The sequence below is a fragment of the Xaviernesmea oryzae genome (assembly GCF_900109605.1).
In the GTDB taxonomy this organism is placed as follows: Bacteria; Pseudomonadota; Alphaproteobacteria; order Rhizobiales; family Rhizobiaceae; genus Xaviernesmea; species Xaviernesmea oryzae.
Genome location: NZ_FOAM01000003.1, coordinates 55,460 through 81,098 on the forward strand (window position 1 = coordinate 55,460; position 25,639 = coordinate 81,098).

Sequence of the window (25,639 nt, forward strand, 5' to 3'; positions counted from 1 at the left end):
GCCCAATTTTACTTTCTACGGTCGCTTTTCCAGCCGGCGATGACCTTTGGCGCGCTGGACTTCAGAGCCTCACCGCGCCCCGACAGGCTCGGATTGGTCATGAAATAGACCTGTGCATTGAACGGTTCGGAATCCTTGGACACGGCGATGCGTCGCGACGTTCCGTCCTCAAGGATCTCGTAGCTCTGCTGGTTGTCGATCAGATTGGCCAGCATGATCTGCGAGAGAACCTGTTCGTGCACCGTCCTGTTCGTCAGCGGCACAAGGGTTTCCACCCGCCGGTCGAGGTTGCGCGGCATCATGTCCGCCGAGCCGATATAGACCAGCGCATGTTCGGAGGGAAGCCCATGGCCATTGCCGAAGCAGAAGATGCGGCTGTGCTCGAGGAACCGGCCGACGATCGACTTGACGCGGATATTCTCCGAGAGGCCCGGAACCTGCGGGCGAAGGCAGCAGATGCCGCGCACGACGAGCTCCACCTCGACGCCCGCGCGGCTGGCGCGATACAGCGCATCGATGATGTCGGGATCGACGAGCGAATTCATCTTCATCCACACGGCAGCAGGCCGGCCGGCCTGGGCGTGAACGATCTCCTCCTCGATATGCTGGAGAATGCGCGGGCGCAGCGTATAGGGCGAAATGCCGATCTTCATGTCCGGCTCGGGCTCGCCATAGCCGGTGATGAAGTTGAAGATATTCGCCATGTCATGGCCGATCGCCGGATCGCAGGTGAAGAAGGACAGGTCCGTATAGATCTTGGCGGTGATCGGGTGATAATTGCCGGTGCCGAGGTGGCAGTAGGTGCGCAGGCGGCCATCCTCACGGCGCACCACCATCGACATCTTCGCATGGGTCTTCAGCTCGATGAAGCCGAAGACCACCTGCACGCCGGCCCGTTCCAGGTCGCGCGCCCAGCGAATATTGGCTTCCTCGTCGAACCGCGCCTTGAGCTCGACCAGAGCGGTGACCGACTTGCCGGCCTCGGCGGCATCGATCAGCGCACGAACGATCGGGCTGTCGTTCGACGTGCGGTAGAGCGTCTGCTTGATCGCCAGCACATCGGGATCGCGCGCAGCCTGGTGGAGAAACTGCACCACGACGTCGAAGCTCTCGTAGGGGTGGTGGACGACCATGTCCTTTTCGCGGATCGCGGCGAAGCAGTCGCCGAAATGCTCGCGGACGCGCTCGGGAAATCGAGCGTTGTAGGGCGGAAAGCGCAGATCGTCGCGCGGCGCCTTGGCGATTTCCGACAGCGTGTTGAGGGCAAGAAGCCCCGGCAGAACGGCAACGCGGTTCTCCGGAACGCCAAGCTCGGAAATGACGAAGCGGCGCAGTTCGATCGGCATTTCCGAATCGATCTCGATGCGGATCACCGAGCCGCGGCGGCGGCGCTTCAGGGCCGTTTCGAAGAAGCGCACGAGATCCTCTGCCTCGTCGAGGACTTCGATATCGCTGTCGCGGATCAGGCGGAACGTACCGGCGCCGCGCACCTCATAGCCGGGGAACAGGCGATCGATGAACAGGCCGACCACATCCTCCAGCGTGATGTAGCGGACGGTCGATTTCACATCCGGCAGGCGCACGAAGCGGTCGAGCGCGACCGGCAGGCGCAGAAGCGCAGTCATGTGCTCGCGCTCGGCCTTGCTGACCAGCTGCAAGCCCATGGTGAAGCCGAGATTGGGGATGAAGGGAAAGGGATGCGCAGGGTCGATCGACAGCGGGGTCAGCACCGGGAACATGGTCTGTTCGAAGGTGGTCTCCAGCCAGACACGGTCCTCGCGCGAGAGCGAGACCGGCCGCACGATCAGAATGTCTTCTTTGGCGAGATATTGCTGGAGAACGGCGAGCGAGGCCTGCTGCTCCATCTGCAGATTGGTGATTTCCTTGAGGATCTCGTCCAGCTGCTCGGCCGGCGTCTTGCCGTCGGGCGATCGCACGACGACGTTCTGCCGCACCTGGCCTTCGAGGCCAGCGACGCGCACCATGAAGAATTCATCGAGATTGGCCGCCGAAATCGACAGGAAGCGCACACGCTCCAGAAGCGGATGGGCTGGATTGAGCGTTTCCTCGAGAACGCGGCGATTGAACTGCAGCCAGGAAAATTCCCGGTTGATGAACCGGGCGGGGCTCGTCATCAGATCCAGCGCCTCGTCTGCAGGCTTGCTGGCTTCAGCGGCGGGCGCCGCGGCGGCGGATGACGTATCCATAGGCCGTTTCAACTCCTCTTTATGCGCAAGGCTGGCCGCAACATGGCCTTTGCCTCACGCCTGTTCCAACGCTCAATCACTTGCTGCGTGTCTACGCGACTAGCGAAGTTTGGCAACCGTTCTGTGACAGTCAATCCACCGCGTCGCGTCCAGCGGCAGCGCCGAGCACTTCGGCGATCAGGGCGCGCGTGATGCGGCTCGACCGCGCCAGCGCCAGGCAATCGATCTCCTCGACGAGGCGCCGCGCGGCATCGAGCGAGCGTTCCATGCGCGCCACCATGTAATCCACCAGGCGGTCATCGACGGCGAGCTGGCGGTCGGAAAACAGCTTGATCAGTACCTGCGACAGCAGGAGATCGTCCGGCGCGCCGAGCGGCACGACGGTTGCCGCCTTCAAGCGCGAACGCAGATCGGGCAGCGAGACCGCCCAGGCTGCCGGCAGCTGCCGGGCCGTCATCATCAGCGCGGTGCCATTCTGGCGCACCGTATTGATCAGATGGAAGAGCGCGGTCTCGTCGAGCGTGCCGCGATCGGCATCCTCGAACAGCACGGGGCGCTGGCGTCCCGCCTCCCCGACATCGCCTTGCGGACGCAGCCGTTCCGCGCCGCTGACCTCAGCCCAGATCGCGGCCAGATGCGACTTTCCAGAACCGGCGGGGCCGGTCAGCACGGTCACAGGCGATGGCCAGCGCGGCCAGCCATCAATCAGCGCGACGGCGGGCGCAATGGCCTCGGAGACGATGAGATCCTCGCGCCCGGTCTGCGGAGCGGGCGCGAGGTCGAGCGGAAGCTGTTCGGAGATGCGGGTCATGTCGATTTCGTTCTTCGCCCGAAATTGCGGTCAAGATCAGGCCGGAGCGCGTCTATAACACAGACGCGGGAAAGCGAACGCGGGCCGGAGAGCGCAATCCCCGATTTCCAGAGGCATCGACAGCCGCCCGTCTCTCGCTGCGCGTGGGTCTCAGTCACCCTTCTTGCGGAAATCCAGATCCGGCTCGATCAGGAAACCGCCATGGGGCGCACCGATCGTCTTGGGCGGACCGTGATAAAGCGCGCTGTCGAGATAGCGCGACAAGGCGAAACGCACGAGAACGCCAATGGCGGCCGCCAGCGGCACGGCGACCAGAAGTCCGACGAAGCCGAACAGCACACCGAAGGCCAGCAGCGCGAACATCAGCCAGACCGGATGCAGCCCGACGCTGCTGCCGACGAGCTTCGGCTGGAGAATATTGCCTTCGAGGAACTGGCCGCTGAAGAAGATGCAGGCGATTACCGCCACCCAGACATAATCCGGCCAGAACTGCACCAGCGCGACGCCGACGGCCAGCACCAGGCCGACCATGGAGCCGACATAGGGCACGAAGCTGATCATGCCGGCGAACAAGCCAATCAGGAGCCCGAAATTCAGGCCGCTGATGGACAGCAGCACGCCATAATAAAGGCCAAGGATCAGGCAGAGCGAGCCCTGGCCGCGCACGAAGCCGGCAATTGAGAGATCGATCTCGCGCGCCAGGCTGCGCACCGTCATCAGATGCTGGCGCGGAATCCAGCTGTCGACCTTGGCGACCATCCGGTCCCAGTCGAGCAGCAGATAGAAGGCGACGACGGGCGTGACGATAAAGAGCGAGAGGATGTCGAGCAGCGCCAGGCCGGAATTCCACAATTGCTGAATGAGCGTCGCAAGGAAACCGGCTGCCTGCTGCAGAAGCCGCACGGAGTTCTGGCGGATATCCGGCAACTCGGCGGCGATCCAATCCGGCATCCAATGGCTGTCGGGGCTGGTCAGCATGGTCTGGAGCGTCACGACGTAGTCGGGAATCTTGACGATGAAATCACCCGCCTGGGTGAAGACGATCGGCAGGATGACGATGAGCGACAGGACGAAGATGACGAGAAAGCTGACAAGGATGACGATGGTCGCCATCATCCGGCTCAGGCCCCAGCGCTCCAATCGGTCGGCAACCGGATCGAGGAAATAGGCGAGCGCCATGCCGGCAAAGAAAGGCAGCAGGATCGAGCGGAAGAGAAACAGGAAGACGATGAAGATCGCGAGCACCGCGCCCCAGAAGATCGCGTGCCGCTTGAACACCTGGCCTTGTTGCTTCACCTCGGTCATCGGGCAGTCGGTCCTCTCAAGGCGTTAGCGGCGGCAGGCACGCCCGGCATGGCCGAGCACATCCCGGCGGCTGCGACAGGCGCTGCCTGTCCTCGGTCAGGCTTGACCGCGATTCGGGCGTTTTTTGGCGGGAAAGCCTGCTTGGCGGGCCCTCGACGCTTGCAGGATGTCGGCTTCCATGCCAATCGCAGGCACATGTTACGGTTTTAGGAACAGGCCGCGCCTTTTGGCAACAGCCATGCGTGGCGCGCCTTTTGGAAATGGAGCGAAAACCATGAGCCAAGCCGGAAAGAACGGCCTGACCTACAGCGACGCCGGCGTCGATATCGATGCAGGCAACCTCATGGTGGAAAAAATCAAGCCCCATGTGCGCTCGACCCGCCGGCCCGGCGCCGATGGCGAGATCGGCGGTTTTGGCGGCTTGTTCGACCTGAAGGCGGCAGGCTTCAGCGACCCGGTGCTGGTGGCCGCCAATGACGGCGTTGGCACCAAGCTGAAGATCGCCATCGACGCCAATCATCATGACGAGGTCGGCATCGATCTCGTGGCCATGTGCGTCAACGATCTCGTGGTCCAAGGCGCCGAACCGCTTTTCTTTCTCGACTATTTCGCCACCGGCAAGCTCGACCCCGATCAGGGCGCGGCGATCATCGCGGGCATTGCCGCGGGCTGCCGCGAGGCGGGCTGCGCCTTGATCGGCGGCGAAACGGCAGAGATGCCCGGCATGTATCAGGGCGGCGATTATGACCTGGCCGGCTTTGCCGTCGGTGCGGCCGAGCGCGGCCAGCTGCTGCCGGCAGCCGATGTCGAAGCAGGCGACATCATTCTCGGCCTCTCCTCCTCCGGCGTCCACTCCAACGGTTTTTCGCTGGTGCGCAAGATCGTTTCGCTGTCCGGCCTGGCCTGGGATGCGCCCTGCCCGTTCGGCGAGGGCACACTGGCCGAACGCCTGCTGACACCCACGCGCATCTATGTGAAGCCGCTGTTGAAGGCGATCCGCGAAACCGGCGCGATCAAGGCGCTGGCGCATATCACCGGCGGCGGCTTTCCTGAAAATATTCCGCGCGTTCTACCCAAGCATCTCGCTGCTGAGATCGACCTCGATGCCGTCAAGGCGCCGGCCGTGTTCTCCTGGCTTGCGCGAACCGGTGGCGTCGAAGCGAAGGAAATGCTGCGCACCTTCAATTGCGGCGTCGGCATGATCGCCGTCGTCTCCCCCGACGAGGCGGAGGCTGTCGCAGCCGTCCTGTCGCGTGAAGGGGAGACCGTCTTCACGCTGGGCCGCATGGTGGCGCGGGAAGACGGCGGGGCCGGCACGCTCTACAAGGGCACGCTCGCTCTATGAGTTCGGCCTCGTTGACCGACAACGCGCGCGCCCGCGTCGTCGTGATGATTTCGGGCAGCGGCTCCAACATGGTGGCGCTGGCCAAGGCTGCTGCCGAGCCGGGCTTTCCTGCCGAAATCGTCGGCGTGATTTCGGACAAGCGCGCAGCCGGCGGTCTGGCCAAGGCCGAGGCGGTCGGCCTGCCGACAGCCGCTCTGGAGCGCCGCGATTTTGACAGCAAGGCCGCGCACGAGGCGGCCGTGCTGGAGACTCTGGAGCGCTTTGCCCCCGATCTGATCTGCCTGGCAGGCTATATGCGGCTGCTCTCCGGCGCCTTCATCCAGCGCTATGAAGGCCGCATCCTCAATATCCATCCTTCGCTTCTGCCGCTCTATCCCGGGCTTCATACCCATGCCCGGGCAATCGAGGCCGGCGAAGCCGAGGCAGGCTGCACGGTGCATTTCGTCACCGAAGGCATGGATGAGGGACCGGCCATTCTGCAAGCGCGCGTGCCGGTGCTGCCGGGAGACACGCCGGAAACGCTGGCGGCGCGCGTGCTCGTGGAAGAGCATCGTATCTATCCGAAGGCGCTCGCCCTCGTGGCCGAAGGCGCCGTGCGCATGCCGCGCTGAAGGATGGGCCGAATGCCGATCAGGCGCAGGCGCGCGCCGGTTTCGTTCAGACAATGCGTAAACAAAGGCGATATGAATCTGCAATCGCCCTCATAATTTTTCTGTCTCGTTTCGGAAATATACAATCGCCCACATCTTGCTGAAAACATCAGCAAGATCTTATAGTCTCGCTGTTTCGAGCGAATAGGTTTGGCCTCTATGCGTCCCACGCTTTTCCTGGCTTTTCTACTGACCGCCAGCGCCGCATGCGCAGAAGAGCCGGACACAGTGCAGCCTGCGGTGACGGTCACAGGCGAATTGGGAATCATCGACCTGCGCGCCGGCGAATTCGTCTATGACGGCGGCGACAAGCTCAGCCAGCTAAACTGGCACAGCCGCTACGCCCTGCTGACGACATTCGGGGCCGAGGCCGAGCTTGACAAGGACTGGACGCTCACCGGCCGTCTGCGTCTCGGCAGCGAGGGCGATGGTCATATGGTCGATTACGACTGGATCGGGCCCTTTGCGACGGATGGCAGCATGTCGAGCTGGAGCGATCGCTCGATCTCGCCCGATACGCGGCTGTCGCATTATGTCGATGTGTCGCTGGAAGCCAGCCGCCGCTTCGCATCCTTCGGCGACACGACGCTATCTGGCTTGGGTGGCCTGCGCTATACCGATGTGAAGTGGGACGCCTATGGCGGCGGCTATATCTATAGCGGATCCGGATTTCGCGACTCGGTCGGACATTTTCCGGAAGGCCAGCGCGGCATCAGCTATCGCCAGAAGATCCCGGTTCCATATGTCGGAGTGGAAAGTGAAACCAAGGCAGGACCTGTGACCTTGAAAGCTAGGGCCGGACTTGGGATGAGCCTTGGGATCAACGACATCGACGACCATTGGGCCCGTCAGCTTCGATTTGAGGACAAGATGGCCCCGGCCCCTGTGGCGATGCTCGGCCTGACGGCGGACTATGCACTGACCGAGAGGGTGTCATTGAGCCTGAGCGGCGACTTCGAGACTGTTGCCAGACGGCGCGGCAGCACTGACATCACGGACATGAAGACGGGCGAACAGTTTTTCGACAGCGACACCGCAGGTGCAAGCTTTCACAGTCTGTCGCTCAGCGCCGGATTGAAGGCGCGTTTCTGAGCCTGTCGAGAGCGGAGGCCCTCCGCTGTTGTTGGCTGTGTCGCGCTGGCAAAAAAAAGGCGGCCACCTTTGGGATGACCGCCTTTCTCTTTTCTTGATGCAGAGGCTCGCCTCGTCGAGGAGGCAAGCCACGCGTCATCAGCTCCGCAGGAAGGCGAGCAGATCGTCCGTCAAACGCTCCTTGTGCGAGGCGAAGAGGCCGTGCGGGCCGCCATCATATTCGATCAGCGTGGAGCCAGGGATGGCGCGTGCAGCGGCGCGCGCGGACGCATCGATCGGCACCGTCTGGTCGCCCGTGCCATGGATGATGAGCGTCGGCACACGGAAGGCGGCGAGATCGGGGCGGAAATCGGTGGTGGCGAAGGCTTCGGCGCAGGCCAGCGTCGGCTTGAGGCCAGCCATCATCGACTGGTTGACCGACCAATCGACGACTTCGTCGCTGACATTGCCGGTGAAGATGCCGACGCCATAAAAGGTCTTCATGAAGCTGGCGAAGAAATGCGCCCGATCTTCCAGCATGCCCTCGGTCATGCCATCGAAGGTCGATTGCGGCGTGCCCTCGGGATTGTCCTCGGTCTGCAGCATGTAGGGAACGACGGAGGCGATAAGCGCCACCTTGGAGACGCCCTTGCCGCCATGGCGGGAAAGATAACGGGCAACCTCGCCGCCGCCCATGGAAAAGCCAAACAGGGCCGCATCGTTTAGGCCCTTGGCCTCCATGACATCGGCCAGATCGTCGGCCAACGTGTCATAATCGTAGCCCGTCCAGGGCTGATCCGACCGGCCAAAGCCCCGGCGATCATAGGCGATCGCCCGAAAGCCTTCCTTTGCTGCCGCATAGGCGAAATCATCCCAGGTGTCCGACGTCAGTGGCCAGCCATGCAGCAGCACGACCGGACGCCCCTCGCCCCAGTCCTTCACATAGAGTTCGGTCCCGGAGCGGGTCTTGATCCTGGTCATTAGCAGGTCCTTTGTTAGAAATGGACCTGTGAAACGCTGGGCGTTAGCGCTTGTTCCGTGAAGAAGACGTGACAGCGGGTTGAAGACAGTCAGGCCCTCAGGCTCTCCCGGTTCATCGCCGCCCATTGCAGGAGGATCACGGTCTTGGCGTCACGGATTTCGCCCGTGCCGATCATCGCCAGCGCCTCTTCGAGCGGCAGCTCGATGCGCTCGATGTCCTCATCCTCTTCCGCCAGACCTCCGCCCTCTTCCGGGCGATCCTCGACATCGATCAGCGCCGCGAAGAAATGCAGGATCTCGGTCACCGAACCCGGCGACATGAAGAGCTTGAACAGCGGACGGACAGAATGAACGTCATAGCCGGTTTCCTCCGCCACCTCGCGGCGAATGGCTTCGGCCGGATTGTCGCCATCAAGCAGGCCAGCTGGCGTTTCCAGGAGGAAGCCATCATCCTCGTTAACATAGGCCGGCATACGGAACTGGCGCACGAGCACCACCACGTCGCGCTTGGGGTCGTAGAGCAGGATGGTCGCGCCATTGCCCCGGTCATAGGCTTCGCGCTTGAGGATCTTCTCCTGCCCGTTCGAGCCGACATAGCGGAAGGTGATATTGCGCAGATGGTACCAGTTCTTGGAAAGCGTCTCGTCCTTGAGGATTTCGACCTTCACATTCTTCAGCTTGCTCATGCGGCCTCGTCACGCGTCAGGGATACGCGGTTGTCGTGAAATGCAGCGCCGCCATAGGGCGCCACAGGGTCGGCGCCCGTCAGCACGTTGATGCCTTCGCCGTCGAGATGCGCGCTGTTCGGCCACAGTCCTTCGGCCACCAGCACGCCGGGGCGCGCGCCGCCGCCGATGTCGGCATGCAGGCGGATCGTCCCACGCGAATTGCTCAGACGGACGATGTCGCCCTCGGCAATGCCGAGACGTGCTGCATCCTGCGGATGGATCATCACCGTCGGCCTGCCCTCCTTCTCCATCGAAGAGCGCGTCTCCGCGAAGGTGGAATTGAGGAAGGAACGCGCCGGCGAGGTGGCGAGCCGGAAGGGATGAGCGGCATCCGGCGCTTCGATCAAAGCGGCATGATCGGGGAAGCTTGGAAGCTCCTGATGCGGACCCAACAGGCCGACGGAAGCCGGCGGCCTGTTCGGCGCCGGCGTTGCCGTCCAGTCTGCGCGGAAGCGGAAACGGCCATCGGGGTGGGCAAAGCCGTTGAGGAAATGCGCGGTCTCGAAATCCGGCTGCACGTCCAGCCAGCGAACCTCTTTCAACGCCTTGAAGCTGGAGCCGGACGGCGCAAGAATCGCGTCGATATGCTGGCGCTCGCTGAGGCCAAAGCCCGGACGATCGGCAACGCCAAGCCGCTTGGCCAATTCCTCGATAACGAAGAGATTGGTGCGCACCGTCTCCGGCGGCTCGACCAGTTTCGGCCCAAGCAGGATGTGCTGGTGGCCGCCGCCGCGATAGAGATCATCATGTTCCAGGAACATGGTGGCCGGCAGGACGATATCGGCAAGCGCGGCCGTATCGGTCATGAACTGCTCATGCACGGCGACGAAGAGATCCTCGCGCAGGAAACCCTGGCGCACCAGCCGCTGCTCCGGCGCGACATTGGCCGGATTGGTGTTCTGGATCAGCAGCGCCGTGACCGGCCCGCGCCCTCGCAGGGCCTCAGCATCTCCGGTTAGCACCCGGCCGATCTGCGACTGGTCGAGCATGCGGATATCGGGATCGACCATGGCCGAGCCGACGAGCATGCGCTTGTCCAAGCGGAAGATATCGTTGTTGGAATGGAAGGCGCCGCCGCCCTCATGCTGCCAGCTGCCGAGCACGGTGGCGAGGCTGGCTGCGGCATGGATGGCGACCGCGCCATTGCGCTGGCGGGTGAAGCCATAGCCCAGGCGGAAATAGCTGCGCTTCGTGGTGCCGACGAGCCTTGCGAAGGCCTCGATTTCCTCGACCGAAAGACCGGTGATCGCGGCGGCCCATTGCGGTGTGCGGCTTTTCAGATGTGCTTCCAGCCCGTCGGAATCGTCGGCAAAGCGCGCCATATAGGCGCGGTCGGCGTAACCGTCGCGGAAGGCGATATGCATGGCGGCGCAGGCCAGCGCCCCGTCGGTACCGGGCTTCAGCACCAGGCCGAGATCGGCCTGCTTCACCGTCGGGCTGTCATAGATGTCGATGACGACGATCTTCGCGCCGCGTTCCTTACGCGCCTTGACCGCATGGGTCATCACATTGACCTGGGTGGAGACGGGATTGGTGCCCCAGATCACCACGCAGTCGGATTTCGCCATTTCGCGTGGGTCGGGCCCACGCAGCGCGCCGGTCGCCATGGTCATGCCGGTCCAGGCGGGGTTGGTACAGATCGAGCCGAAAAAGCCGGAATAGCGCTTGGCATGGCGCAGCCGCTCGATCGAGTCGCGCTGCACCTGCCCCATGGTGCCGGCATAGAAATAAGGCCAGACCGCCTCCGAGCCGTGGCGCATTTCCGCCTTCAGAAAGGCTTCGGCAATCTCGTCCAGCGCCGCGTCCCAGCCGATCTCCTGCCATTGGCCGCCGCCCTTGGCGCCCTTGCGGCGCTGGGGCACCATCAGCCGGCCGGGATGGTAGATCCGCTCGGCATAGCGCGCGACCTTGGCGCAGATGACGCCGGCCGTATAGCTGTTGGCGGCGGCGCCCCTGACCCGGCCGATGCGGCCATCGGACATCAGGTCCACATCCAGCGCACAGGCCGAAGGACAGTCATGGGGACAGACGGTGTGGCCGGTGGCCGGCCGAATGGGGGTCGCAACGTTCATGGCTTTTCTATAGGACAGGCAGAAAGCGGCGCAAAGGCAGCGCTTGTCACCATGTCAAGATTTCATCGGGCCGATCACAAAAGCGAATGAATTACCGTCACATCTACCATGCGGGCAACTTCGCCGACGTGCTGAAACACGCCGTGCTGGCCCGGCTCGTCACCTATCTCAAAGCCAAGGACAAGGCCTTCCGGGTGATCGACACCCATGCCGGCATCGGCCTCTACGATCTCTCCCAGGAAGAGGCGCAGAAGACGGGCGAATGGGCCGACGGCATCGGCCGGCTGCTGGCCTCGCCTTTGCCGCCCGAGGCCGAAGCGCTGCTTGCCCCCTATCTCGATTGCGTGCGCGCGCTCAATCCTGACGCGACCGACGGCCGGATCACGCTCTATCCAGGCTCGCCCAAGCTGACCCGGATGCTCCTGCGCCCGCAGGATCGGCTCTCAGCCCTGGAGCTGCACCCCACGGATGCGGCAACGCTCGCCGATCTCTTTGCCGGCGACTACCAGACCCGCGTGACCGAGCTCGATGGCTGGCTGGCGCTTGGTGCCCATCTGCCGCCCAAGGAAAAGCGCGGCCTTGTGCTGGTCGATCCGCCTTTCGAGGAGGCGGGCGAGTATGAGAGGCTTGTGTCCGGCCTCGCCAAGGCCTGGCGCCGTTTTCCCGGCGGCACCTATTGCCTCTGGTATCCCTTGAAGCAGGGCGCGCCGATCACCGCTTTTCACGAGGGGCTGAAAGAGCTTGAGATCCCGAAGATGCTCTGCGTCGAACTGAGCGTGCGCAGTGACCGGGAAACGACCGGCCTTTCCGGCTCGGGCGTGATCCTCGTCAATCCGCCCTTCACCCTGAAGGACGAGCTTGCCGTGCTTCTGCCTGTGCTGAAAGAGCGCCTGCGCCAGGACCGTTTCGCCTCCGCCCGCACTTTCTGGCTGCGCGACGAGAATGGGCTGGCGGGGCGAGGGTAAAGTCGACACGCGCAGGCAGGCTTGACGAAGCGCAGCGCGCGCAGCACGTTGCGCGCCGAATGCCTTCTGCCGCCCTCGGTGCACATGGGCGGCCCGTCTGTTCCTCATGCGCGCGGCTCCGGGTTTCCAGGGCGGCCGTCAGCCCTTTATGGATGCCGATGCGGATTGCCCCCCTCCTCTTGTCAGCGCTTCTGGCCGGCCTTGGTTTCTCAAACGGGGCGCAGGCTCTTGCCGCAGGCGATCCGCCGAGCGCATGCTTCGAGGCATGGGTGCTGAGCCGGATCGCGGCGGACCAGGACGAACGGATTGCGCAAGGGAAGGACGATGTGAGGATCACCGGCTTTGGCGCCATCGGCAGGCGCGGGCTTCGGCCCCACGAACCCGGCCAGCCCTTTCGCGAATTGTGCGAGGCTCAGGCCAATCTGGCGGATGGCACCCGGCAGCCGATCTGGTTCGAGGTCGAGACGCAGGCCGGCGGCGCCGTGCGCGAGGCGCCCAAGGTCGATTTCTGCCTTCGCGGCCACGATCCCGACCATGTCTATGGCGACGACTGCCGGAGCCTGCGATGAGGCGACGTATCGGCTTGGCGCTGGCGCTGGTGGGCGCAGGCCTGCTTGCAGCCTGCGGGGACGACGAGGCCGGCCAGGCACAGCGGGGCAACACGCCGATCCTGCAGGCGCCCGCCTCGGGCAAGCGTGCCGAGCAGAGGGTGGAGGAACGCGCCGCCGAGCCACGCAGAGACCTGCCGGCCGGCGGTGATTTCGATTTCTACGTGCTCGCCCTTTCCTGGTCGCCGAGCTGGTGCCTGGACAATGACCCCCAGGCGAAAACCGGCCAATGCAAACAGGGCATGCGTGGCCTTCTCGTCCATGGCCTCTGGCCGCAGAACGACATGGGCTATCCGCAGTTCTGCGCGAGCAGCGAACCGGAGCGTGTGCCCGAGGCGCTGGGCCGCCAGCTCTTCGACATCATGCCGCCCGCGCTGGGACTGATCGGCCACCAGTGGCGCAAGCATGGCAGCTGCACCGGCCTCAGCCAGGCGGACTATTTCGCCACGCTGCGCAAGGCCCGCGAAAAGCTGCGCCTGCCGGAGAGCCTGCAGCCCCGCGCAAGCGACCGGCCGGACAGTGCCGCGGCGCTGGAAGAGGCCTTGACCGAGGCCAATCCCGGGCTGACGCGCGAGGCGATCGCGCTTGATTGCGATAAATCGCGGCTTGAGGAAATCCGCATCTGCATGACCAAGGATCTCGGCTTTCGCGCCTGTCCCGAGCTCGACCGCAAGGGCTGTCGCGTCCCCCGGCTGGATGTGCCCGCGCCGCGCTGACGCCGGGGCGGCGCTCCTGCAGGGTGTCTCACCTTGATTTCTGGAACGACCACGGCCGTTCCGAACAGCCTTCTGATGCCCCTTTTTACGGGATGGACACCTGATCCGTCCCTCCCCGCTTCTGCCCAAGGATTTCAGATGTACCTGCTCTATTCTCCGGCATCGCCTTTTTCGAACAAGGTGCGGATGGCCGCCCATTATCTCGGTCTTCCGGTCGAACACCGTCTCACCGATACGAGCGCCAATCCGCCCGACCTGATCGACAGCAATCCGCTCGGCAAGATCCCGACGCTGGTTCTGGACGATGGCAGCTCGGTCCATGACAGCCGCGTGATCATGCATTTTCTCGATCGGGAAACGGACGGCGGGCTCTACCCGCGCCGGCACGACAAAAGGCTGAAGGCGGACATGCTGGAGGCGCTGTGCGACGGCATTTGCGATAGCCTGCTGGCCATTGTCTACGAAAAGCGCTTCCACCCGCCGGAAAAGGTGCATCAGCCCTGGATCGACCGACAATGGGAGAAGGTGATCCGCGCGCTCGACCTCCTGAATGCCGACCTGCCGAAGCCGGACGCCAAGCTTCACGGCGGCCATTTCGCACTCGCCGCCACGCTGCGCTATCTCGACCTGCGTTTCGAAGGCCAATGGCAGGGAGAGCGCCGGAAGCTTGTGAAATGGCCGAAGAAATTCGTGGAATACTTTCCGGATTACGATCGGTTCAAGGCTTGAAGGGAATGCACTTGCCCAGGCAATCAGCCAGGACATTGTAGCGTGAATATAAAAAGGCCGGCGGATCGCTCCGCCGGCCTTTTCTGATTCCAACCTGTCCTGATGGATCAGAACTTCACGCCCATGCCGACGCGCACGGAGTGCTCGTCATAGCCGGAAGAGAAGTTGCCGGCCGGAACCTTGAAGGTTTCCTTGCCGTAGTCGGTGTAGCGATATTCGACGCGGGCGGTGATGTTGTCGGTGACCATGGCTTCGGCACCGGCACCGGCCGTCCAGCCGATCATCGTGTTGCTGTCGGATCCACCGGCCTGCTTGGCCTTGACATCGGCAGCGGCGACACCGGCGGTGCCATAAACCAGAACCGGGTTCAGGTCATAGCCGACGCGACCGCGGATCGAGCCGTTTACGCCCTGCTCCATGGAGCGCTGCGACGTCTTGGCATCGGTATCCTGATAGTTGATGTCGGCTTCAGCACCGTAGACGATCTTGCCGCTCTGCATGTTGTAGCCGCCATAGAGGCCGCCACCGAAGCCGGCAGCGGTACGGTCGCCCGTGCCCTTGAACTTGCCATGATCCCAGTTGCCGGTGCCACCGACATAGGCGCCGGACCAGTCCTTGGCGGCAGGTGCGGTGAAGTCGGCAGCCGGAGCGGCCGGAACCTCATCGATCGCATCAGCTGCGTGAGCGAGAGAGAAGGAAGCCAGCGACAGGGCGGAGGCGGCGAGAGTGGTGACGAGAATACGCATACAAAGTCTCCTTTCGACCCGATAGCCCGAACCGCCGACAGCGATTGTCCGGGATTGGAACACATGACTGAGCCCGCTCGGTTGAGAGTGAAATTGCTGTTCAAATGCGGATTCACAAGAGCCGAATTGTGATCATTTCGCGGCGAAGCCATGGCCCAAAAGCGATGTTGCGACCCAGCAACAGGAGGATTTTTAACCATAATTTCAAGATCAGTCAGAATGAACGCTTTGCTTCCAAATCCGTTCGACTTGGTCGGCCAAGGTTTACTCTTTGGCAAGTTTTCCTGAGCCCGCCGCTCTTGCAGGCCTGCAGGCGAGGTTGCGCAGCGGCCTCCCCCTCGCCCGATTTTATTCCTATATAGAGGGCTGAAACGGATTCGGGCTGCAAGGGCCCCGGCCGCCGGCAGATGCGCCTGGGCGGCCTCAATTCCCGGAGAGCGAAGGCATGAGCGGGCGACAGCCCATCGATGGCGGGATCCTCTATGATGAGAATGCCCGCGACGACGACGAGATCATGGACGAAGCGGACGCGGCGGAGGAGCCCGCGCGCGTCCTGCCCGCTATCGAATGGGTGGAAGGCGGTTCGCAGGAAAACGGCCTGCGCGGCGCGGCGCTGATCGGCGAGTTCGTCAAGCGCCTGCCCAACAGCCCCGGCGTCTATCGCATGTTCAATGAGGCGGGCGACGTTCTCTACGTCGGCAAGGCACGCAGCCTGAAGAAGCGGGTGAGCAACTATGCACAGGGGCGCGGCCATTCCAACCGTATCGCCCGCATGGTGCGCGAAACCGCGCATATGGAATTCGTCACCACCCGCACCGAGATCGAGGCGCTGCTGCTGGAGGCCAACCTCATCAAGCGCCTGCGCCCGCGCTTCAACGTGCTTTTGCGCGACGACAAGTCCTTTCCCTATATTCTCCTGACCGGCGACAGCCGGGCGTCGGCGCTGTACAAGCATCGTGGCGCGCGCAGCCGCAAGGGCGAATATTTTGGCCCCTTCGCCTCGGCCGGCGCCGTGGGGCGCACGATCAACTCGCTGCAGCGCGCCTTTCTCCTGCGCACCTGCACTGACAGCGTCTTCGAAAGCCGCACGCGGCCCTGCCTCTTGCACCAGATCAAGCGCTGCGCCGCGCCCTGCACCCATGAGATTTCCGATGCCGATTATGCGGAATTGGTGGACGAGGCAAAGGCGTTTCTCTCCGGCCGCAGCCAGGCCGTGAAGGCGCAGATCGCCTCGGCGATGACCGCGGCATCCGAGGAGCTGGATTTCGAACGGGCAGCGCTTTATCGCGACCGCCTCTCGGCACTGAGCCATGTGCAGGCCCATCAGGGCATCAACCCCTCCGGTGTCGAGGAAGCAGATGTCTTCGCCATCCATCATGAAGGCGGCATTTCCTGCATTCAGGTCTTTTTCTTCCGCACCGGACAGAACTGGGGCAACCGTGCCTATTTCCCAAAAGCAGACCCCTCGCTGACGCCGGCAGAGGTCCTGGCCGCGTTTCTGGCACAATTTTACGATGACAAGCCCTGTCCCCGTCAGGTGCTGCTCTGCGAGGCCGTGGAGGAACAGGACCTGCTGGCCGAGGCCTTTACGGAAAAATCGGCCTACAAGGTTTCGATCCAGGTGCCGCAGCGTGGCGAGAAAAAGGATCTGGTCGATCATGCCGTGGCCAATGCCCGCGAGGCGCATGGCCGCAAGCTGGCGGAAACCGCGTCGCAGGCGCGGCTTCTGGAAGGCTTCGCGCAGACGTTTGCCCTGGAGCGCATCCCGCGTCGTATCGAGATCTACGACAATTCCCACATCATGGGCACCAATGCGGTCGGCGGCATGGTGGTGGCCGGGCCCGAGGGCTTCGTCAAAGGGCAGTATCGCAAGTTCAACATCAAATCGACCGACATCACGCCCGGCGACGACTTCGGCATGATGCGCGAAGTCATGACGCGGCGCTTCGCGCGCCTCTTAAAGGAAGAAGGCAAGCCGGACCGCCCTGCCGAGCCCGGCGAGGACGCGCCTTTTCCCGCCTGGCCCGATGTGATCCTGATCGACGGCGGCCAGGGGCAGATGTCGGCCGTGTGCGCCATTCTCAAGGAGCTCGATATCGAGGATTGCGTGGTCGCCATCGGCGTGGCCAAGGGCGTGGACCGCGATGCGGGCCGCGAACGCTTCTTTCCGCCCGGCCGGGACGCCTTCACGCTGCCGCCGCGCGACCCAGTGCTCTATTTCATCCAGCGCCTGCGCGACGAAGCTCACCGCTTCGCAATCGGGTCGCACCGTGCCCGGCGGAAAAAGGAGATGGTCAAGAATCCGCTCGACGAGATCGCCGGCATCGGGCCGACGCGCAAGCGCGCCCTGCTCCATCATTTCGGCACGGCCAAGGCCGTCTCGCGCGCCGGAATCAACGATCTCATGGCGGTGGAAGGCATTTCCGAAGCCGTTGCCCGGCTGGTCTACGATCACTTTCACGAAGACGGCGCGCGCTGATGTCGGCAGTTTATGGGGCTTGCGTCCGCGGACGGAAAGGGTCAGGGATGGGGTAAGGTTTCGTCCGCGACAGGAGCAGGACGCATTTTAGCCGTCATTCACGTGACAAAGGTCATAGGGATGACGAAACGGCAGGAACTGATTGACCCGCAGTTTCGCGCTTTTCATTTCGGGCCGATTTCGATGACAGATTCCCCAGCTTCCATGCGCACAACCAAGCTCGTCTACTCGATCCCAAACCTGCTCACCTATGGGCGCATCCTCGCGGTGCCGCTCATCGTCCTGTGCTTCTTCATCGAGGGAAAGCTGGCGAGTTCGGATTTTGCGCGCTGGACGGCGCTGGTGCTCTTCGCGATCGCCTCGATCACCGATTTCTTCGATGGCTATCTCGCCCGTATCTGGAAGCAGACCTCCAATATCGGCCGCATGCTCGACCCGATCGCCGACAAGCTGCTGGTCGCCTCCGTGCTGCTGCTGGTAGCTGCCGATGGCACGATCGCCGGCTGGTCGATCTGGGCCGCGATCATCATCCTGTGCCGTGAAATCCTGGTTTCGGGCCTGCGGGAATATCTGGCGGCGCTGAAGGTCAGCGTCCCCGTCACCCGCATCGCCAAGTGGAAGACCACGGTGCAGATGCTGGCGATCGCCTTTCTGCTGGCCGGGCCGGCCGGCGACAAGGTACTGCCCTACACGACCGAGATTGGCATTTTCCTGCTGTGGCTGGCCGCGGCGATCACCCTTTATACCGGCTATGACTATTTTCGCGCCGGGCTCAAACATGTGGTGAACGAATGAGAACGGTGGATCTGGTTTACTTCTCCTGGGTGCGCGAGCGCATCGGCCGCGGCGAGGACCGGATCGAACTGCCCGAGACGGTGAAGACCGCAGGCGACCTGATCCGCCATCTCAAAGGCCTTGGCGACGATTATGCGAGCGCACTGGAGCATGAAAATGTCATCCGCGTCGCCTTCGACCAGGAGCATGTGGACCATGACGAGCCGATCGGCGGCGCGCGCGAGATTGCGCTGTTCCCGCCGATGACAGGCGGCTGAGCGCGCCATGGCGGGGATTGCCGCGTCGCTTACGGTTCGGGTTCAGGCGGAGGTGTTCGACACCGCCGCCGAGATTTCGCTTTTGAGTGCGGGCCGCAACGATATCGGCGCGGTCGTCAGTTTTTCCGGGCTCTGCCGTGACGAGGGCGGAACGCTTGAAGCGCTCGAGCTGGAACATTATCCCGGCATGGCCGAAGCCGAAATCCGCCGGATCTGCGCTGAAGCGATCCGGCGCTTCGATCTTCAGGGCGTCACCGCCATCCATCGCTATGGCAAGATCGCGCCTGGTGCGCCGATCGTGCTTGTCGTCGCCGCCTCGTCGCATCGTCAGGCAGCCTTTGACGGCGCCAGTTTCATCATGGATTTCCTGAAGACCGGAGCGCCCTTCTGGAAGAAGGAACATCGCGTCGACGGTGGTAAGGGCGACTGGGTCAGCGCCAAGGATGCGGACGACAGCGCCCGCGACCGGTGGCGGCAGCGTTAAAGCACGACGCCTCGCCTTGGCTGGTCTGTCATGACCCGGAACGCCTGTCATCGTGCGAAGGCCCCATCGCGTGCCTAATGCGCGATATGGGGCCTTCGCCGCCGGCCGGTCACGACGCCATGACGCCTTCCGTGCGTGGAAGACGTCATCCTCGTGGTCGCTCCAGCCGAAGCATGTGAGTTGTGCGCGACGACAAACAGCCAGATGTGCACTTGACACGACGCAGAGACGGATCTGCAGCGGCCGCGCGGAGTTCGACCTTCGAAGAGACACCGTATTTTTGGAAGCGACGCATCACCCATTTGGGTGGCGCCATGCATTTTCCTCGCGGCCATCCAGCTTTCGAGCTCGGAGGCATGCGCTGAGCACCCAGCGCCATGGCGTCGCTGCCGCGCAAACGCAAACAGCCGGAGCCTTGTCGGCTCCGGCTGTTCGGACAATGCATGATCCTGGATCGCAATCGATGTCAGGAAAAGAGGCCGCTCTGTCAAAGCTTGACAGGATCGCCTGCCGACCAATGCGCCTCCACATGGAAACGCTGGCGGAGAGGATCAGCCGACGATTTCGGTCTGCGAGAACCAGTAGGTGATTTCCTCGGCAGCGGTTTCCGGGGCATCGGAACCATGGACCGAGTTTTCGCCGATCGACAGGGCGTGGGTCTTACGGATCGTGCCTTCGGCAGCATTTTCCGGGTTGGTCGCGCCCATGATTTCGCGGTTCTTCAGGATGGCGTTCTCGCCTTCCAGAACCTGAACCACGGTCGGACCCGAGGTCATGCCGGCAACGAGGTCGGCGAAGAAGGGACGATCCTTGTGAACGGCATAGAAGCCTTCGGCTTCGCGCTGGCTCATCCAGACGCGCTTGGAAGCGATGACGCGCAGGCCGGCGTCTTCGATCATCTTGGTGATCGCGCCGGTCAGGTTGCGCTTGGTCGCGTCCGGCTTGATCATCGAAAAGGTGCGTTCAACCGCCATTGTGCCTATTCCTTGAGGTTTTGATGGGCTGGGCTTCCATAGCGAGCGCCGCGCCGCAAGACAAGAGGCGCTGGGCACCGGCAGTGATGCCAAGGGCGTGGCGGCCATCGCCCACCCCATCCATCAGAGCAGGGATCAGGCGGCAGCCACCGAGTGCCCGAGTCCATCATGCAGATCGAGGCAGCGTTCGAACCAGGCAAGAACAGGATCGTCGGCGGCAAGCGCCACGCTGCCCGTGGCGATCCGCAACCATTGCAGCGCGCCGAAGACGATGTAATCGGCAAAGAGCGGGCTTTCTCCGCCGATGAAGGGCTGGTAGCCGAGCGTGCGGCGCAAGGGGTCGAGCCGGCCGGCAAAGGCAGCGCGCTCGGCCTCGCCATCGGCCGCCACCTCTTCGAGCGAGCGTCCGAAGGCCTTCTCGCGGCTGGCGCGGAAATAGGCTTGGTCCTCCTGATCCAGCAGGTCGTGAATCTTCAGGATCGCCATGCGCACGATGGCCGGATGCACTGTCATCTGCGACCAGCTTTCGATGAGGCGCGCTTGTGCCTGGGCCTGGGGTCCGCCAAACAGGGTGGGCCGGTCCGGATAGGCTTGGTCGAGGTAGGCGGCGATGGCGAAGCTGTCGACCACGCGGGTGTCACCATCGACCAGATAGGGAACGGTGCGCGTTTCTCCCTGCTCGATCTTGGGAATGGCCGTGAAGGGCACGGCCGCGAGCCGATAATCCAGCCCCTTATGGCCCATGGCCATCATTGTCTTCCACACATGCGGCGAAAACGGCCGAGCGGCATCGCGCCCGCAGAGGCCGTAGAGAATACGCGTCATCCTGAAGTCCCCCGGGGAAAGGCTGGTCGGATCAGCTTGAACAGAAGCGTCTCAGCGAATCCAATCAAGAAATTTGATCGCCGGCATCACCCTATCCGATGGGCACCCAGCCTATCGTCCGACCTCATCGCAGGAGATCAGCATCATCATGATAAAACAACAATTCCGCATGCTCGCCGCCTACAATGCCTGGGCCAACCAGCGGCTCTATGCCGCCGCCGGCGCCCTCGATGAAGCGGCCTATCACACCGACAAGGGCGCCTTCTTCGGCTCGCTTCACAACACGCTGACGCATCTCGTCGTCGCCGACCAGATCTGGCTCCACCGTTTCACCGGCACCGGCGAAAGCCCGAAAAGCCTTGCCGCCATTCCCTATCCGGACTTCGCTTCGCTCAAAGTCGCACGCGAGATCGGTGACCAGCGCCTCGCAGCCTATGTCGACGCACTCGACGACGATCTCGACCGGATCGTCACCTACAGGGCTTTGTCGCTCGACCAGACGATCAGCCAGCGGCTCTGGCCGCTGCTTGTCCACATGTTCAACCATCAGACACACCATCGCGGCCAGGCCCATGCCACGCTCACCGCTCTGGGCGGCCCAAGCCTGGTTCTCGACATTGCCTATTTCCTGAACCAGCCGGAGCATGCGCATCTCGTGGCATGATGCCGCGCCACGGTCAGTTGCAGCGCTGGCAATCTTCACCCAAGCTTGGCTGTCTAGGCTCCGCCCGGATTTTAAAATGACCAGACGGTAGGACGAGGGATCAGACGGTGACAGCTTCGGCATTCGATATGGATGATGCGCGCAAGGCATCGCCGCATGCGGCCGTGGTCAAGGTCGGCCAGGTGCTCGCGCAGCTGAAGATCGCCCCCTCGCCGCGCAATTACGAGCTGATCTTCGAAGCCATGTCGGGCGAAAATCCGGATCTGGCCGCCGAGATCCTCGCGTTGGGTCATCAACCGCCCCAGGCGCATCTCGATGAGATCGGCATGCGCCACAAGCTGCCCGGTCATCTCTCCCTGGTGATCGACGCCACCCGCGCTCAGGCAGCACAGACCATCCAGGCGCTGGATCAGCCGCTGAGCGACAGTTTGACCGTGCGCGATCAGCTGGGCCAGCAGCTTCACCGCTTTCTCGACAGGCTGGACCGAGACCCCGTGGCCGGCATGTCGGAATTTGCCGACGAGGCACGCGCGCTCCGGCGCATGGTGGCGCAGCTGCGCGACAAGGAAGAGCGCGTGGCGAGAGCGCTCGACGAGACGGCGCAGGCACTCGATGCCTTCAACACCGGCATTGCCGAAGCGCGGCGTATGGCGCTGCGCGATTCACTGACCGGCCTTCCCAACCGCATGGCGCTCAGCGTCAAGCTGGCCTCCGTTTTTGCACATGACGACCAGCGCCGCACGGCTGCGCTGATGCTGCTGTCCGTTGGCGGGCTGCGCGATGTTGCGCTCCAGGCCGGGCGCCCGGCTGCCGAACAGGCGCTGCGGCTCGTGGCAAACTGCATGCGCGAAATGGTCAAGCGCGATGACTTCATCGCCCGCAATGCCACCGATGTTTTCGCCCTGGTGGTATTCAACGTGACCGAGAGCAATGCCCTGTCGATTGCGTCCCGCATCAAGGAAAAGATCGAGGCCCTGCCCGCTCTGCCGGGTGTGAGCGGTGCCGGACCCTTGACGGTCACCGGCGGCGTGGCCGTCAGCACCCATGCCCAGCACGCTACACACCTGCTCGCACAGGCGGAAGTGGCACTGAAGAACGTGCGCGCCGACACGCCAGGCGGCATCCTCGCCTGCACGCCGGCCCTCAGCGCCAGCCTGATCCGCACCTATGCTGCCCATGTGGTGCGCAATTCGGCTTCGGCCTAAGACGTTCCGCAACGCATCTCGACTGCTGCGGCCTCTCTTACCTTCACCGCACGCTTCCGACAGGGGATCGGAGTGGAGGTGAACGCAGGCCCGGGCAAGCGCGATGCGCTTTCGAGCACCGCGCATCGCGCTCCGTCTTGTCTTGATGAGCGGATTCGGCCAAAAGGCCGGTATGATCACGATCAGCAATCTTTCCGCCCGCATCGCCGGCCGCCTCCTGATCGACGGCGCCCATCTTGCTTTGCCTGAAGGCACCAAAGCCGGCCTCGTCGGCCGCAATGGTGCCGGCAAGTCCACCCTGTTTCGCATCATCACCGGGCAGATGGACAGCGAAAGCGGGTTCGTCTCGATTCCCCGACATGCGCGCATCGGCCAGGTGGCGCAGGAGGCTCCGGGCACTGAAGAACCTCTGATCGAGATCGTGCTCAAGGCCGACAAGGAGCGCGAAGCGCTGCTGACGGAGGCGACGACCGCGACCGACCCAAACCGCATCGCCGACATTCAGACCCGGCTGGCCGATATCGGCGCGCATTCAGCCGAAGCCCGCGCGGCGAGCATCCTCGCCGGCCTCGGTTTCGACCACGAGGCGCAAGCGCGGCCGGCCTCCTCCTTTTCCGGCGGCTGGCGCATGCGCGTGGCGCTGGCGGCCGTGCTTTTTTCCGAGCCCGACCTGCTGTTGCTCGACGAACCGACCAACTATCTCGACCTCGAAGGCACGCTCTGGCTCGAAGACTATATCCGCCGCTATCCGCATACGGTGATCGTCATCAGCCATGACCGCGATCTGTTAAATACAGCCGTCAATTCGATCATCCATCTGGAGCACCAGAAGCTCACCTTCTATCGCGGCTCCTATGACCAGTTCGAGCGGCAGCGCGCCGAGGCGATCGAGCTGCAGAACAAGGCGCGCGTGAAGAACGAGGCGCAGCGCAAGCATCTGCAGAGCTTCATCGACCGCTTCAAGGCCAAGGCGACGAAAGCCCGCCAGGCGCAAAGCCGGGTGAAGGCGCTGGAGCGCATGGGCACGGTAGCCGCTGTGATCGAAGAGCACGTTCAGGGCTTTTCCTTCCCCGATCCGGAAAAAGAGGCGGCTTCACCGATCATCGCCGTGGATAGCGGCGCGGTCGGTTACGAGCCCGGCAAGCCGATCCTGACAAAGCTCAACCTGCGTATCGACACCGACGACCGCATCGCCCTGCTCGGTTCGAACGGCAACGGCAAATCGACCTTCGCCAAATTCATCTCCGGCCGGCTGGAGCCGATGGCCGGCTCCGTGAAAATCGCGCCGGGGCTGAAAGTCGGCTTCTTCGCCCAGCACCAGCTCGACGACCTGATTCCGCAGGACAGCGCGGTGGAGCATGTGCGCCGGCGGATGGTCGGCGCGCCCGAGGCCAAGGTGCGCGCCCGCGTGGCGCAGATGGGTCTTGCCACCGCCAAGATGGAAACGCCGGCCAAGGATCTTTCCGGTGGGGAAAAGGCACGCCTGCTGATGGGTCTGGCCGCCTTCGATGCGCCGAACCTCCTGATTCTGGACGAGCCGACCAACCACCTGGATATCGACAGCCGCAATGCGCTGATCCAGGCGCTCAACGAATATTCCGGCGCCGTCATCCTGATCTCGCACGACCGGCACCTGATCGAAGCCACGGCCGACCGCCTCTGGCTCGTGCGCGACGGGACGGTGTCGAGCTTCGACGGCGATCTTGAGGATTATCGCAACCTGATCGTCACGACGACCAAGCCCCGCAAGGCGAAGGCCGAGCCGGTGCGCGAGGAGGAGAAGCCGCGTGAAAAGCGCGCCAATCCCGTGGTGATGAAGAAGCGTGCGGACGAACTGCAGGTGCTGATCGGCAAGATCGAGACGCTGATCAAGGGCATCGATACCGAGCTTGCCGACCCGCAGACCTATGCAAAGGACCCCAACCGGGCGGGCGATCTCGCCAAGGCCCGCGTCAACGCCGCGCAAAAGCTCGCGGCGGCGGAAGAGGAATGGCTGACGCTTTCGATGGAGCTGGAATCGCAGGGCTGACGCCGCGCGAACCGATCATCCGAGTTCGAAGGTGGTGATGCCGTATATCCGGGGTAGCGCCATATCGGGCGCGGGGCCACGATACATGCGCGCGGTCTCGAAGACGCCGATCATGTTGTACCGGGCGCATAGATCCCGCGCGGCGGAATTGGGTTCGGGACTGTCCAGGTAGATCAGCCCGCCGCCGGTGCTGGCCACCAGCTTGCGAAAGATCAGGTCCGCCGTGGTGTCTGAATCAGCAAAGAGCGGGCCGATCTTATGCCCCTCCCGGCAGGCACGGATCGTGCCGTAGCCGGCCACCGCCGTTCCCCTGAGATAGGCGAAGCTCAGCCGGACCTCGGAAGGCTTGAGCCATTCCTTCAGAAACGTTTCGCGCCGCACGCCCGATAGTCGTTCATCATAGTCGATGATCGCGGGCACCAGCACGGGCGCCACCTCGACCAGTTCCTTGCCCGGTGGCTCCGCGCATGTCACCTCCCCGCCATAGCGGAAATTCGCATGGGAATAGACGAAGCCCGAACGGGCGTAATTTTCCTGCTGGGCAACAACGCCATCGAGCCCGACCGTGCGCTCACCGACGGCCGAAAGCCCATAGTGCCAGAGCGCATAGCCAATGCCCTGGCCACGAAAATCGGGATGCGCCATGTAGAAGCCGAGAAAGGCATAGGTCTCGCCGAAGCGCACGACCGACAGCGCGGCGGCCAGCGTGCCCTCTTCTTCGGCCACGAAGAAGCCGTTGGGATCGGCCACCCAGAAGGCCGAGGCATCGGCAAGTCCGGGGTTCCAGCCCTCGCGTGCGGCCCAGTCGATGATCGTATCCAGTTCGTCGCGACGGGCTTGGCGAAGGAGCGGGGCCATGGTCTTCCTCTCATGCAGGCGGACGGCTGAAACCTAGAGCAGTCGATGCCGCAGGCAAAGGTGCAAGCTTTTCATAAGCCATTCGGGAACAGGCGCAAAAATCCCGGGAGGGGCGACTTGCCCATGGCGCGCTTT

Annotated in this window: 24 protein-coding genes; 14 read left to right on the forward strand and 10 right to left on the reverse strand. The window is 63.4% G+C overall.

The annotated features are described in order from the left end of the window. Positions 1–8 precede the first annotated feature (8 nt). The 3 genes from BMX61_RS03885 to BMX61_RS03895 all read right to left on the reverse strand — a co-directional run bounded on the left by BMX61_RS03885 (position 9) and on the right by BMX61_RS03895 (position 4,323). Complete coding sequence (locus BMX61_RS03885) at positions 9–2,207, reverse strand: RNA degradosome polyphosphate kinase (RefSeq protein ID WP_075628938.1); 2,199 nt, start codon at positions 2,205–2,207, stop codon at positions 9–11. Positions 2,208–2,337: 130 nt separating this feature from the next. Next, positions 2,338–3,018, reverse strand: a complete 681-nt coding sequence (hdaA, locus tag BMX61_RS03890; protein WP_075628939.1) for a DnaA regulatory inactivator HdaA — start codon at positions 3,016–3,018, stop codon at positions 2,338–2,340. Positions 3,019–3,168: 150 nt separating this feature from the next. Beyond that, complete coding sequence (locus BMX61_RS03895) at positions 3,169–4,323, reverse strand: AI-2E family transporter (RefSeq protein ID WP_083639561.1); 1,155 nt, start codon at positions 4,321–4,323, stop codon at positions 3,169–3,171. Positions 4,324–4,597: 274 nt separating this feature from the next. On the opposite strand from BMX61_RS03895, the gene purM reads away from it, so the two are divergent. The 3 genes from purM to BMX61_RS03910 all read left to right on the forward strand — a co-directional run bounded on the left by purM (position 4,598) and on the right by BMX61_RS03910 (position 7,410). Further along, positions 4,598–5,668: a phosphoribosylformylglycinamidine cyclo-ligase gene (gene purM, locus BMX61_RS03900; protein ID WP_075628940.1), complete on the forward strand. Its 1,071-nt coding sequence runs from the start codon at positions 4,598–4,600 to the stop codon at positions 5,666–5,668. Further along, positions 5,665–6,279, forward strand: coding sequence for a phosphoribosylglycinamide formyltransferase (gene purN, locus BMX61_RS03905; RefSeq protein ID WP_075628941.1), 615 nt, complete (start codon positions 5,665–5,667; stop codon positions 6,277–6,279). The genes purM and purN overlap by 4 nt, the downstream gene beginning before the upstream one ends. 267 nt (positions 6,280–6,546) lie before the next feature. Beyond that, entirely contained in the window at positions 6,547–7,410 is an 864-nt protein-coding gene (locus BMX61_RS03910; protein ID WP_075629194.1) for an omptin family outer membrane protease, read from the forward strand. Between the two features lie 138 nt (positions 7,411–7,548). Here BMX61_RS03910 and BMX61_RS03915 read toward each other — a convergent pair whose 3' ends face one another. From BMX61_RS03915 to BMX61_RS03925, 3 genes are all read right to left on the reverse strand, one after another. Then, positions 7,549–8,370: an alpha/beta fold hydrolase gene (locus tag BMX61_RS03915; protein ID WP_075628942.1), complete on the reverse strand. Its 822-nt coding sequence runs from the start codon at positions 8,368–8,370 to the stop codon at positions 7,549–7,551. 89 nt (positions 8,371–8,459) lie between these two features. After that, positions 8,460–9,056: an NUDIX domain-containing protein gene (locus BMX61_RS03920; RefSeq protein WP_075628943.1), complete on the reverse strand. Its 597-nt coding sequence runs from the start codon at positions 9,054–9,056 to the stop codon at positions 8,460–8,462. Beyond that, a complete protein-coding gene (locus BMX61_RS03925; protein WP_075628944.1) occupies positions 9,053–11,188 on the reverse strand; it encodes a molybdopterin-containing oxidoreductase family protein in 2,136 nt (711 codons plus the stop codon). Before BMX61_RS03925 ends, BMX61_RS03920 begins: the two co-directional genes overlap by 4 nt. Before the next feature lie 68 nt (positions 11,189–11,256). Here BMX61_RS03925 and BMX61_RS03930 point away from each other — a divergent pair, with 68 nt between their 5' ends. The 4 genes from BMX61_RS03930 (at position 11,257) to BMX61_RS03945 (ending at position 14,188) form a co-directional block, all read left to right on the forward strand. Continuing rightward, positions 11,257–12,135: a 23S rRNA (adenine(2030)-N(6))-methyltransferase RlmJ gene (locus BMX61_RS03930; protein ID WP_075628945.1), complete on the forward strand. Its 879-nt coding sequence runs from the start codon at positions 11,257–11,259 to the stop codon at positions 12,133–12,135. Positions 12,136–12,293: 158 nt separating this feature from the next. Further along, the gene (locus BMX61_RS03935) at positions 12,294–12,704 is read left to right on the forward strand and encodes a hypothetical protein (RefSeq protein WP_075628946.1); all 411 of its coding nucleotides are present in this window, start codon (positions 12,294–12,296) and stop codon (positions 12,702–12,704) included. Continuing rightward, on the forward strand, positions 12,701–13,459 hold the full coding sequence (locus BMX61_RS03940) for a ribonuclease T2 family protein (RefSeq protein ID WP_075628947.1): 759 nt from the start codon (positions 12,701–12,703) through the stop codon (positions 13,457–13,459). Before BMX61_RS03935 ends, BMX61_RS03940 begins: the two co-directional genes overlap by 4 nt. Positions 13,460–13,597: 138 nt before the next feature. Further along, entirely contained in the window at positions 13,598–14,188 is a 591-nt protein-coding gene (locus BMX61_RS03945; protein WP_075628948.1) for a glutathione S-transferase, read from the forward strand. Positions 14,189–14,295: 107 nt separating this feature from the next. Here the strand turns inward: BMX61_RS03945 and BMX61_RS03950 are convergent, their stop codons facing one another. Then, positions 14,296–14,934, reverse strand: coding sequence for an outer membrane protein (locus tag BMX61_RS03950; protein ID WP_075628949.1), 639 nt, complete (start codon positions 14,932–14,934; stop codon positions 14,296–14,298). Positions 14,935–15,379: 445 nt separating this feature from the next. On the opposite strand from BMX61_RS03950, the gene uvrC reads away from it, so the two are divergent. The 4 genes from uvrC to BMX61_RS03970 all read left to right on the forward strand — a co-directional run bounded on the left by uvrC (position 15,380) and on the right by BMX61_RS03970 (position 18,949). Next, a complete protein-coding gene (gene uvrC, locus BMX61_RS03955) occupies positions 15,380–17,413 on the forward strand; it encodes an excinuclease ABC subunit UvrC (protein ID WP_075628950.1) in 2,034 nt (677 codons plus the stop codon). 204 nt (positions 17,414–17,617) lie between these two features. After that, the gene (gene pgsA / locus BMX61_RS03960) at positions 17,618–18,208 is read left to right on the forward strand and encodes a CDP-diacylglycerol--glycerol-3-phosphate 3-phosphatidyltransferase (RefSeq protein ID WP_092742336.1); all 591 of its coding nucleotides are present in this window, start codon (positions 17,618–17,620) and stop codon (positions 18,206–18,208) included. After that, positions 18,205–18,465: a molybdopterin converting factor subunit 1 gene (moaD, locus tag BMX61_RS03965; RefSeq protein WP_075628951.1), complete on the forward strand. Its 261-nt coding sequence runs from the start codon at positions 18,205–18,207 to the stop codon at positions 18,463–18,465. The genes pgsA and moaD overlap by 4 nt, the downstream gene beginning before the upstream one ends. A gap of 16 nt (positions 18,466–18,481) precedes the next feature. Then, on the forward strand, positions 18,482–18,949 hold the full coding sequence (locus tag BMX61_RS03970; protein ID WP_092742338.1) for a molybdenum cofactor biosynthesis protein MoaE: 468 nt from the start codon (positions 18,482–18,484) through the stop codon (positions 18,947–18,949). Between the two features lie 551 nt (positions 18,950–19,500). On the opposite strand, the gene ndk is transcribed toward BMX61_RS03970, so the two are convergent. Together ndk and BMX61_RS03980 are read right to left on the reverse strand one after the other, a co-directional pair. Further along, positions 19,501–19,923 (reverse strand): nucleoside-diphosphate kinase, encoded by a 423-nt coding sequence (ndk, locus tag BMX61_RS03975; protein WP_075628953.1) that lies wholly within the window; start codon positions 19,921–19,923, stop codon positions 19,501–19,503. Positions 19,924–20,058: 135 nt separating this feature from the next. Continuing rightward, positions 20,059–20,748 (reverse strand): glutathione S-transferase family protein, encoded by a 690-nt coding sequence (locus BMX61_RS03980; protein WP_075628954.1) that lies wholly within the window; start codon positions 20,746–20,748, stop codon positions 20,059–20,061. A 148-nt stretch (positions 20,749–20,896) separates the two neighbouring features. Here BMX61_RS03980 and BMX61_RS03985 point away from each other — a divergent pair, with 148 nt between their 5' ends. From BMX61_RS03985 to BMX61_RS03995, 3 genes are all read left to right on the forward strand, one after another. Next, complete coding sequence (locus BMX61_RS03985; protein ID WP_407703736.1) at positions 20,897–21,412, forward strand: DinB family protein; 516 nt, start codon at positions 20,897–20,899, stop codon at positions 21,410–21,412. Between the two features lie 107 nt (positions 21,413–21,519). Further along, complete coding sequence (locus BMX61_RS03990; protein WP_139198874.1) at positions 21,520–22,617, forward strand: GGDEF domain-containing protein; 1,098 nt, start codon at positions 21,520–21,522, stop codon at positions 22,615–22,617. 172 nt (positions 22,618–22,789) lie between these two features. Continuing rightward, positions 22,790–24,646, forward strand: a complete 1,857-nt coding sequence (locus tag BMX61_RS03995; RefSeq protein WP_075629197.1) for an ABC-F family ATP-binding cassette domain-containing protein — start codon at positions 22,790–22,792, stop codon at positions 24,644–24,646. Positions 24,647–24,661: 15 nt separating this feature from the next. Here BMX61_RS03995 and BMX61_RS04000 read toward each other — a convergent pair whose 3' ends face one another. Next, a complete protein-coding gene (locus BMX61_RS04000) occupies positions 24,662–25,504 on the reverse strand; it encodes a GNAT family N-acetyltransferase (protein ID WP_075628956.1) in 843 nt (280 codons plus the stop codon). Positions 25,505–25,639: the final 135 nt, after the last annotated feature.

Bases quoted from the DNA above. Each gene is read 5' to 3' on its own strand.
- BMX61_RS03885 (WP_075628938.1), bottom strand. From the start codon at position 2,207: ATGGATACGTCATCCGCCGCCGCGGCGCCCGCCGCTGAAGCCAGCAAG.
- hdaA (WP_075628939.1), bottom strand. From the start codon at position 3,018: ATGACCCGCATCTCCGAACAGCTTCCGCTCGACCTCGCGCCCGCTCCG.
- BMX61_RS03895 (WP_083639561.1), bottom strand. From the start codon at position 4,323: ATGACCGAGGTGAAGCAACAAGGCCAGGTGTTCAAGCGGCACGCGATC.
- purM (WP_075628940.1), top strand. From the start codon at position 4,598: ATGAGCCAAGCCGGAAAGAACGGCCTGACCTACAGCGACGCCGGCGTC.
- purN (WP_075628941.1), top strand. From the start codon at position 5,665: ATGAGTTCGGCCTCGTTGACCGACAACGCGCGCGCCCGCGTCGTCGTG.
- BMX61_RS03915 (WP_075628942.1), bottom strand. From the start codon at position 8,370: ATGACCAGGATCAAGACCCGCTCCGGGACCGAACTCTATGTGAAGGAC.
- BMX61_RS03920 (WP_075628943.1), bottom strand. From the start codon at position 9,056: ATGAGCAAGCTGAAGAATGTGAAGGTCGAAATCCTCAAGGACGAGACG.
- BMX61_RS03930 (WP_075628945.1), top strand. From the start codon at position 11,257: ATGAATTACCGTCACATCTACCATGCGGGCAACTTCGCCGACGTGCTG.
- BMX61_RS03935 (WP_075628946.1), top strand. From the start codon at position 12,294: ATGCGGATTGCCCCCCTCCTCTTGTCAGCGCTTCTGGCCGGCCTTGGT.
- BMX61_RS03940 (WP_075628947.1), top strand. From the start codon at position 12,701: ATGAGGCGACGTATCGGCTTGGCGCTGGCGCTGGTGGGCGCAGGCCTG.
- BMX61_RS03945 (WP_075628948.1), top strand. From the start codon at position 13,598: ATGTACCTGCTCTATTCTCCGGCATCGCCTTTTTCGAACAAGGTGCGG.
- BMX61_RS03950 (WP_075628949.1), bottom strand. From the start codon at position 14,934: ATGCGTATTCTCGTCACCACTCTCGCCGCCTCCGCCCTGTCGCTGGCT.
- uvrC (WP_075628950.1), top strand. From the start codon at position 15,380: ATGAGCGGGCGACAGCCCATCGATGGCGGGATCCTCTATGATGAGAAT.
- pgsA (WP_092742336.1), top strand. From the start codon at position 17,618: ATGCGCACAACCAAGCTCGTCTACTCGATCCCAAACCTGCTCACCTAT.
- moaD (WP_075628951.1), top strand. From the start codon at position 18,205: ATGAGAACGGTGGATCTGGTTTACTTCTCCTGGGTGCGCGAGCGCATC.
- ndk (WP_075628953.1), bottom strand. From the start codon at position 19,923: ATGGCGGTTGAACGCACCTTTTCGATGATCAAGCCGGACGCGACCAAG.
- BMX61_RS03980 (WP_075628954.1), bottom strand. From the start codon at position 20,748: ATGACGCGTATTCTCTACGGCCTCTGCGGGCGCGATGCCGCTCGGCCG.
- BMX61_RS03985 (WP_407703736.1), top strand. From the start codon at position 20,897: ATGATAAAACAACAATTCCGCATGCTCGCCGCCTACAATGCCTGGGCC.
- BMX61_RS03995 (WP_075629197.1), top strand. From the start codon at position 22,790: ATGATCACGATCAGCAATCTTTCCGCCCGCATCGCCGGCCGCCTCCTG.
- BMX61_RS04000 (WP_075628956.1), bottom strand. From the start codon at position 25,504: ATGGCCCCGCTCCTTCGCCAAGCCCGTCGCGACGAACTGGATACGATC.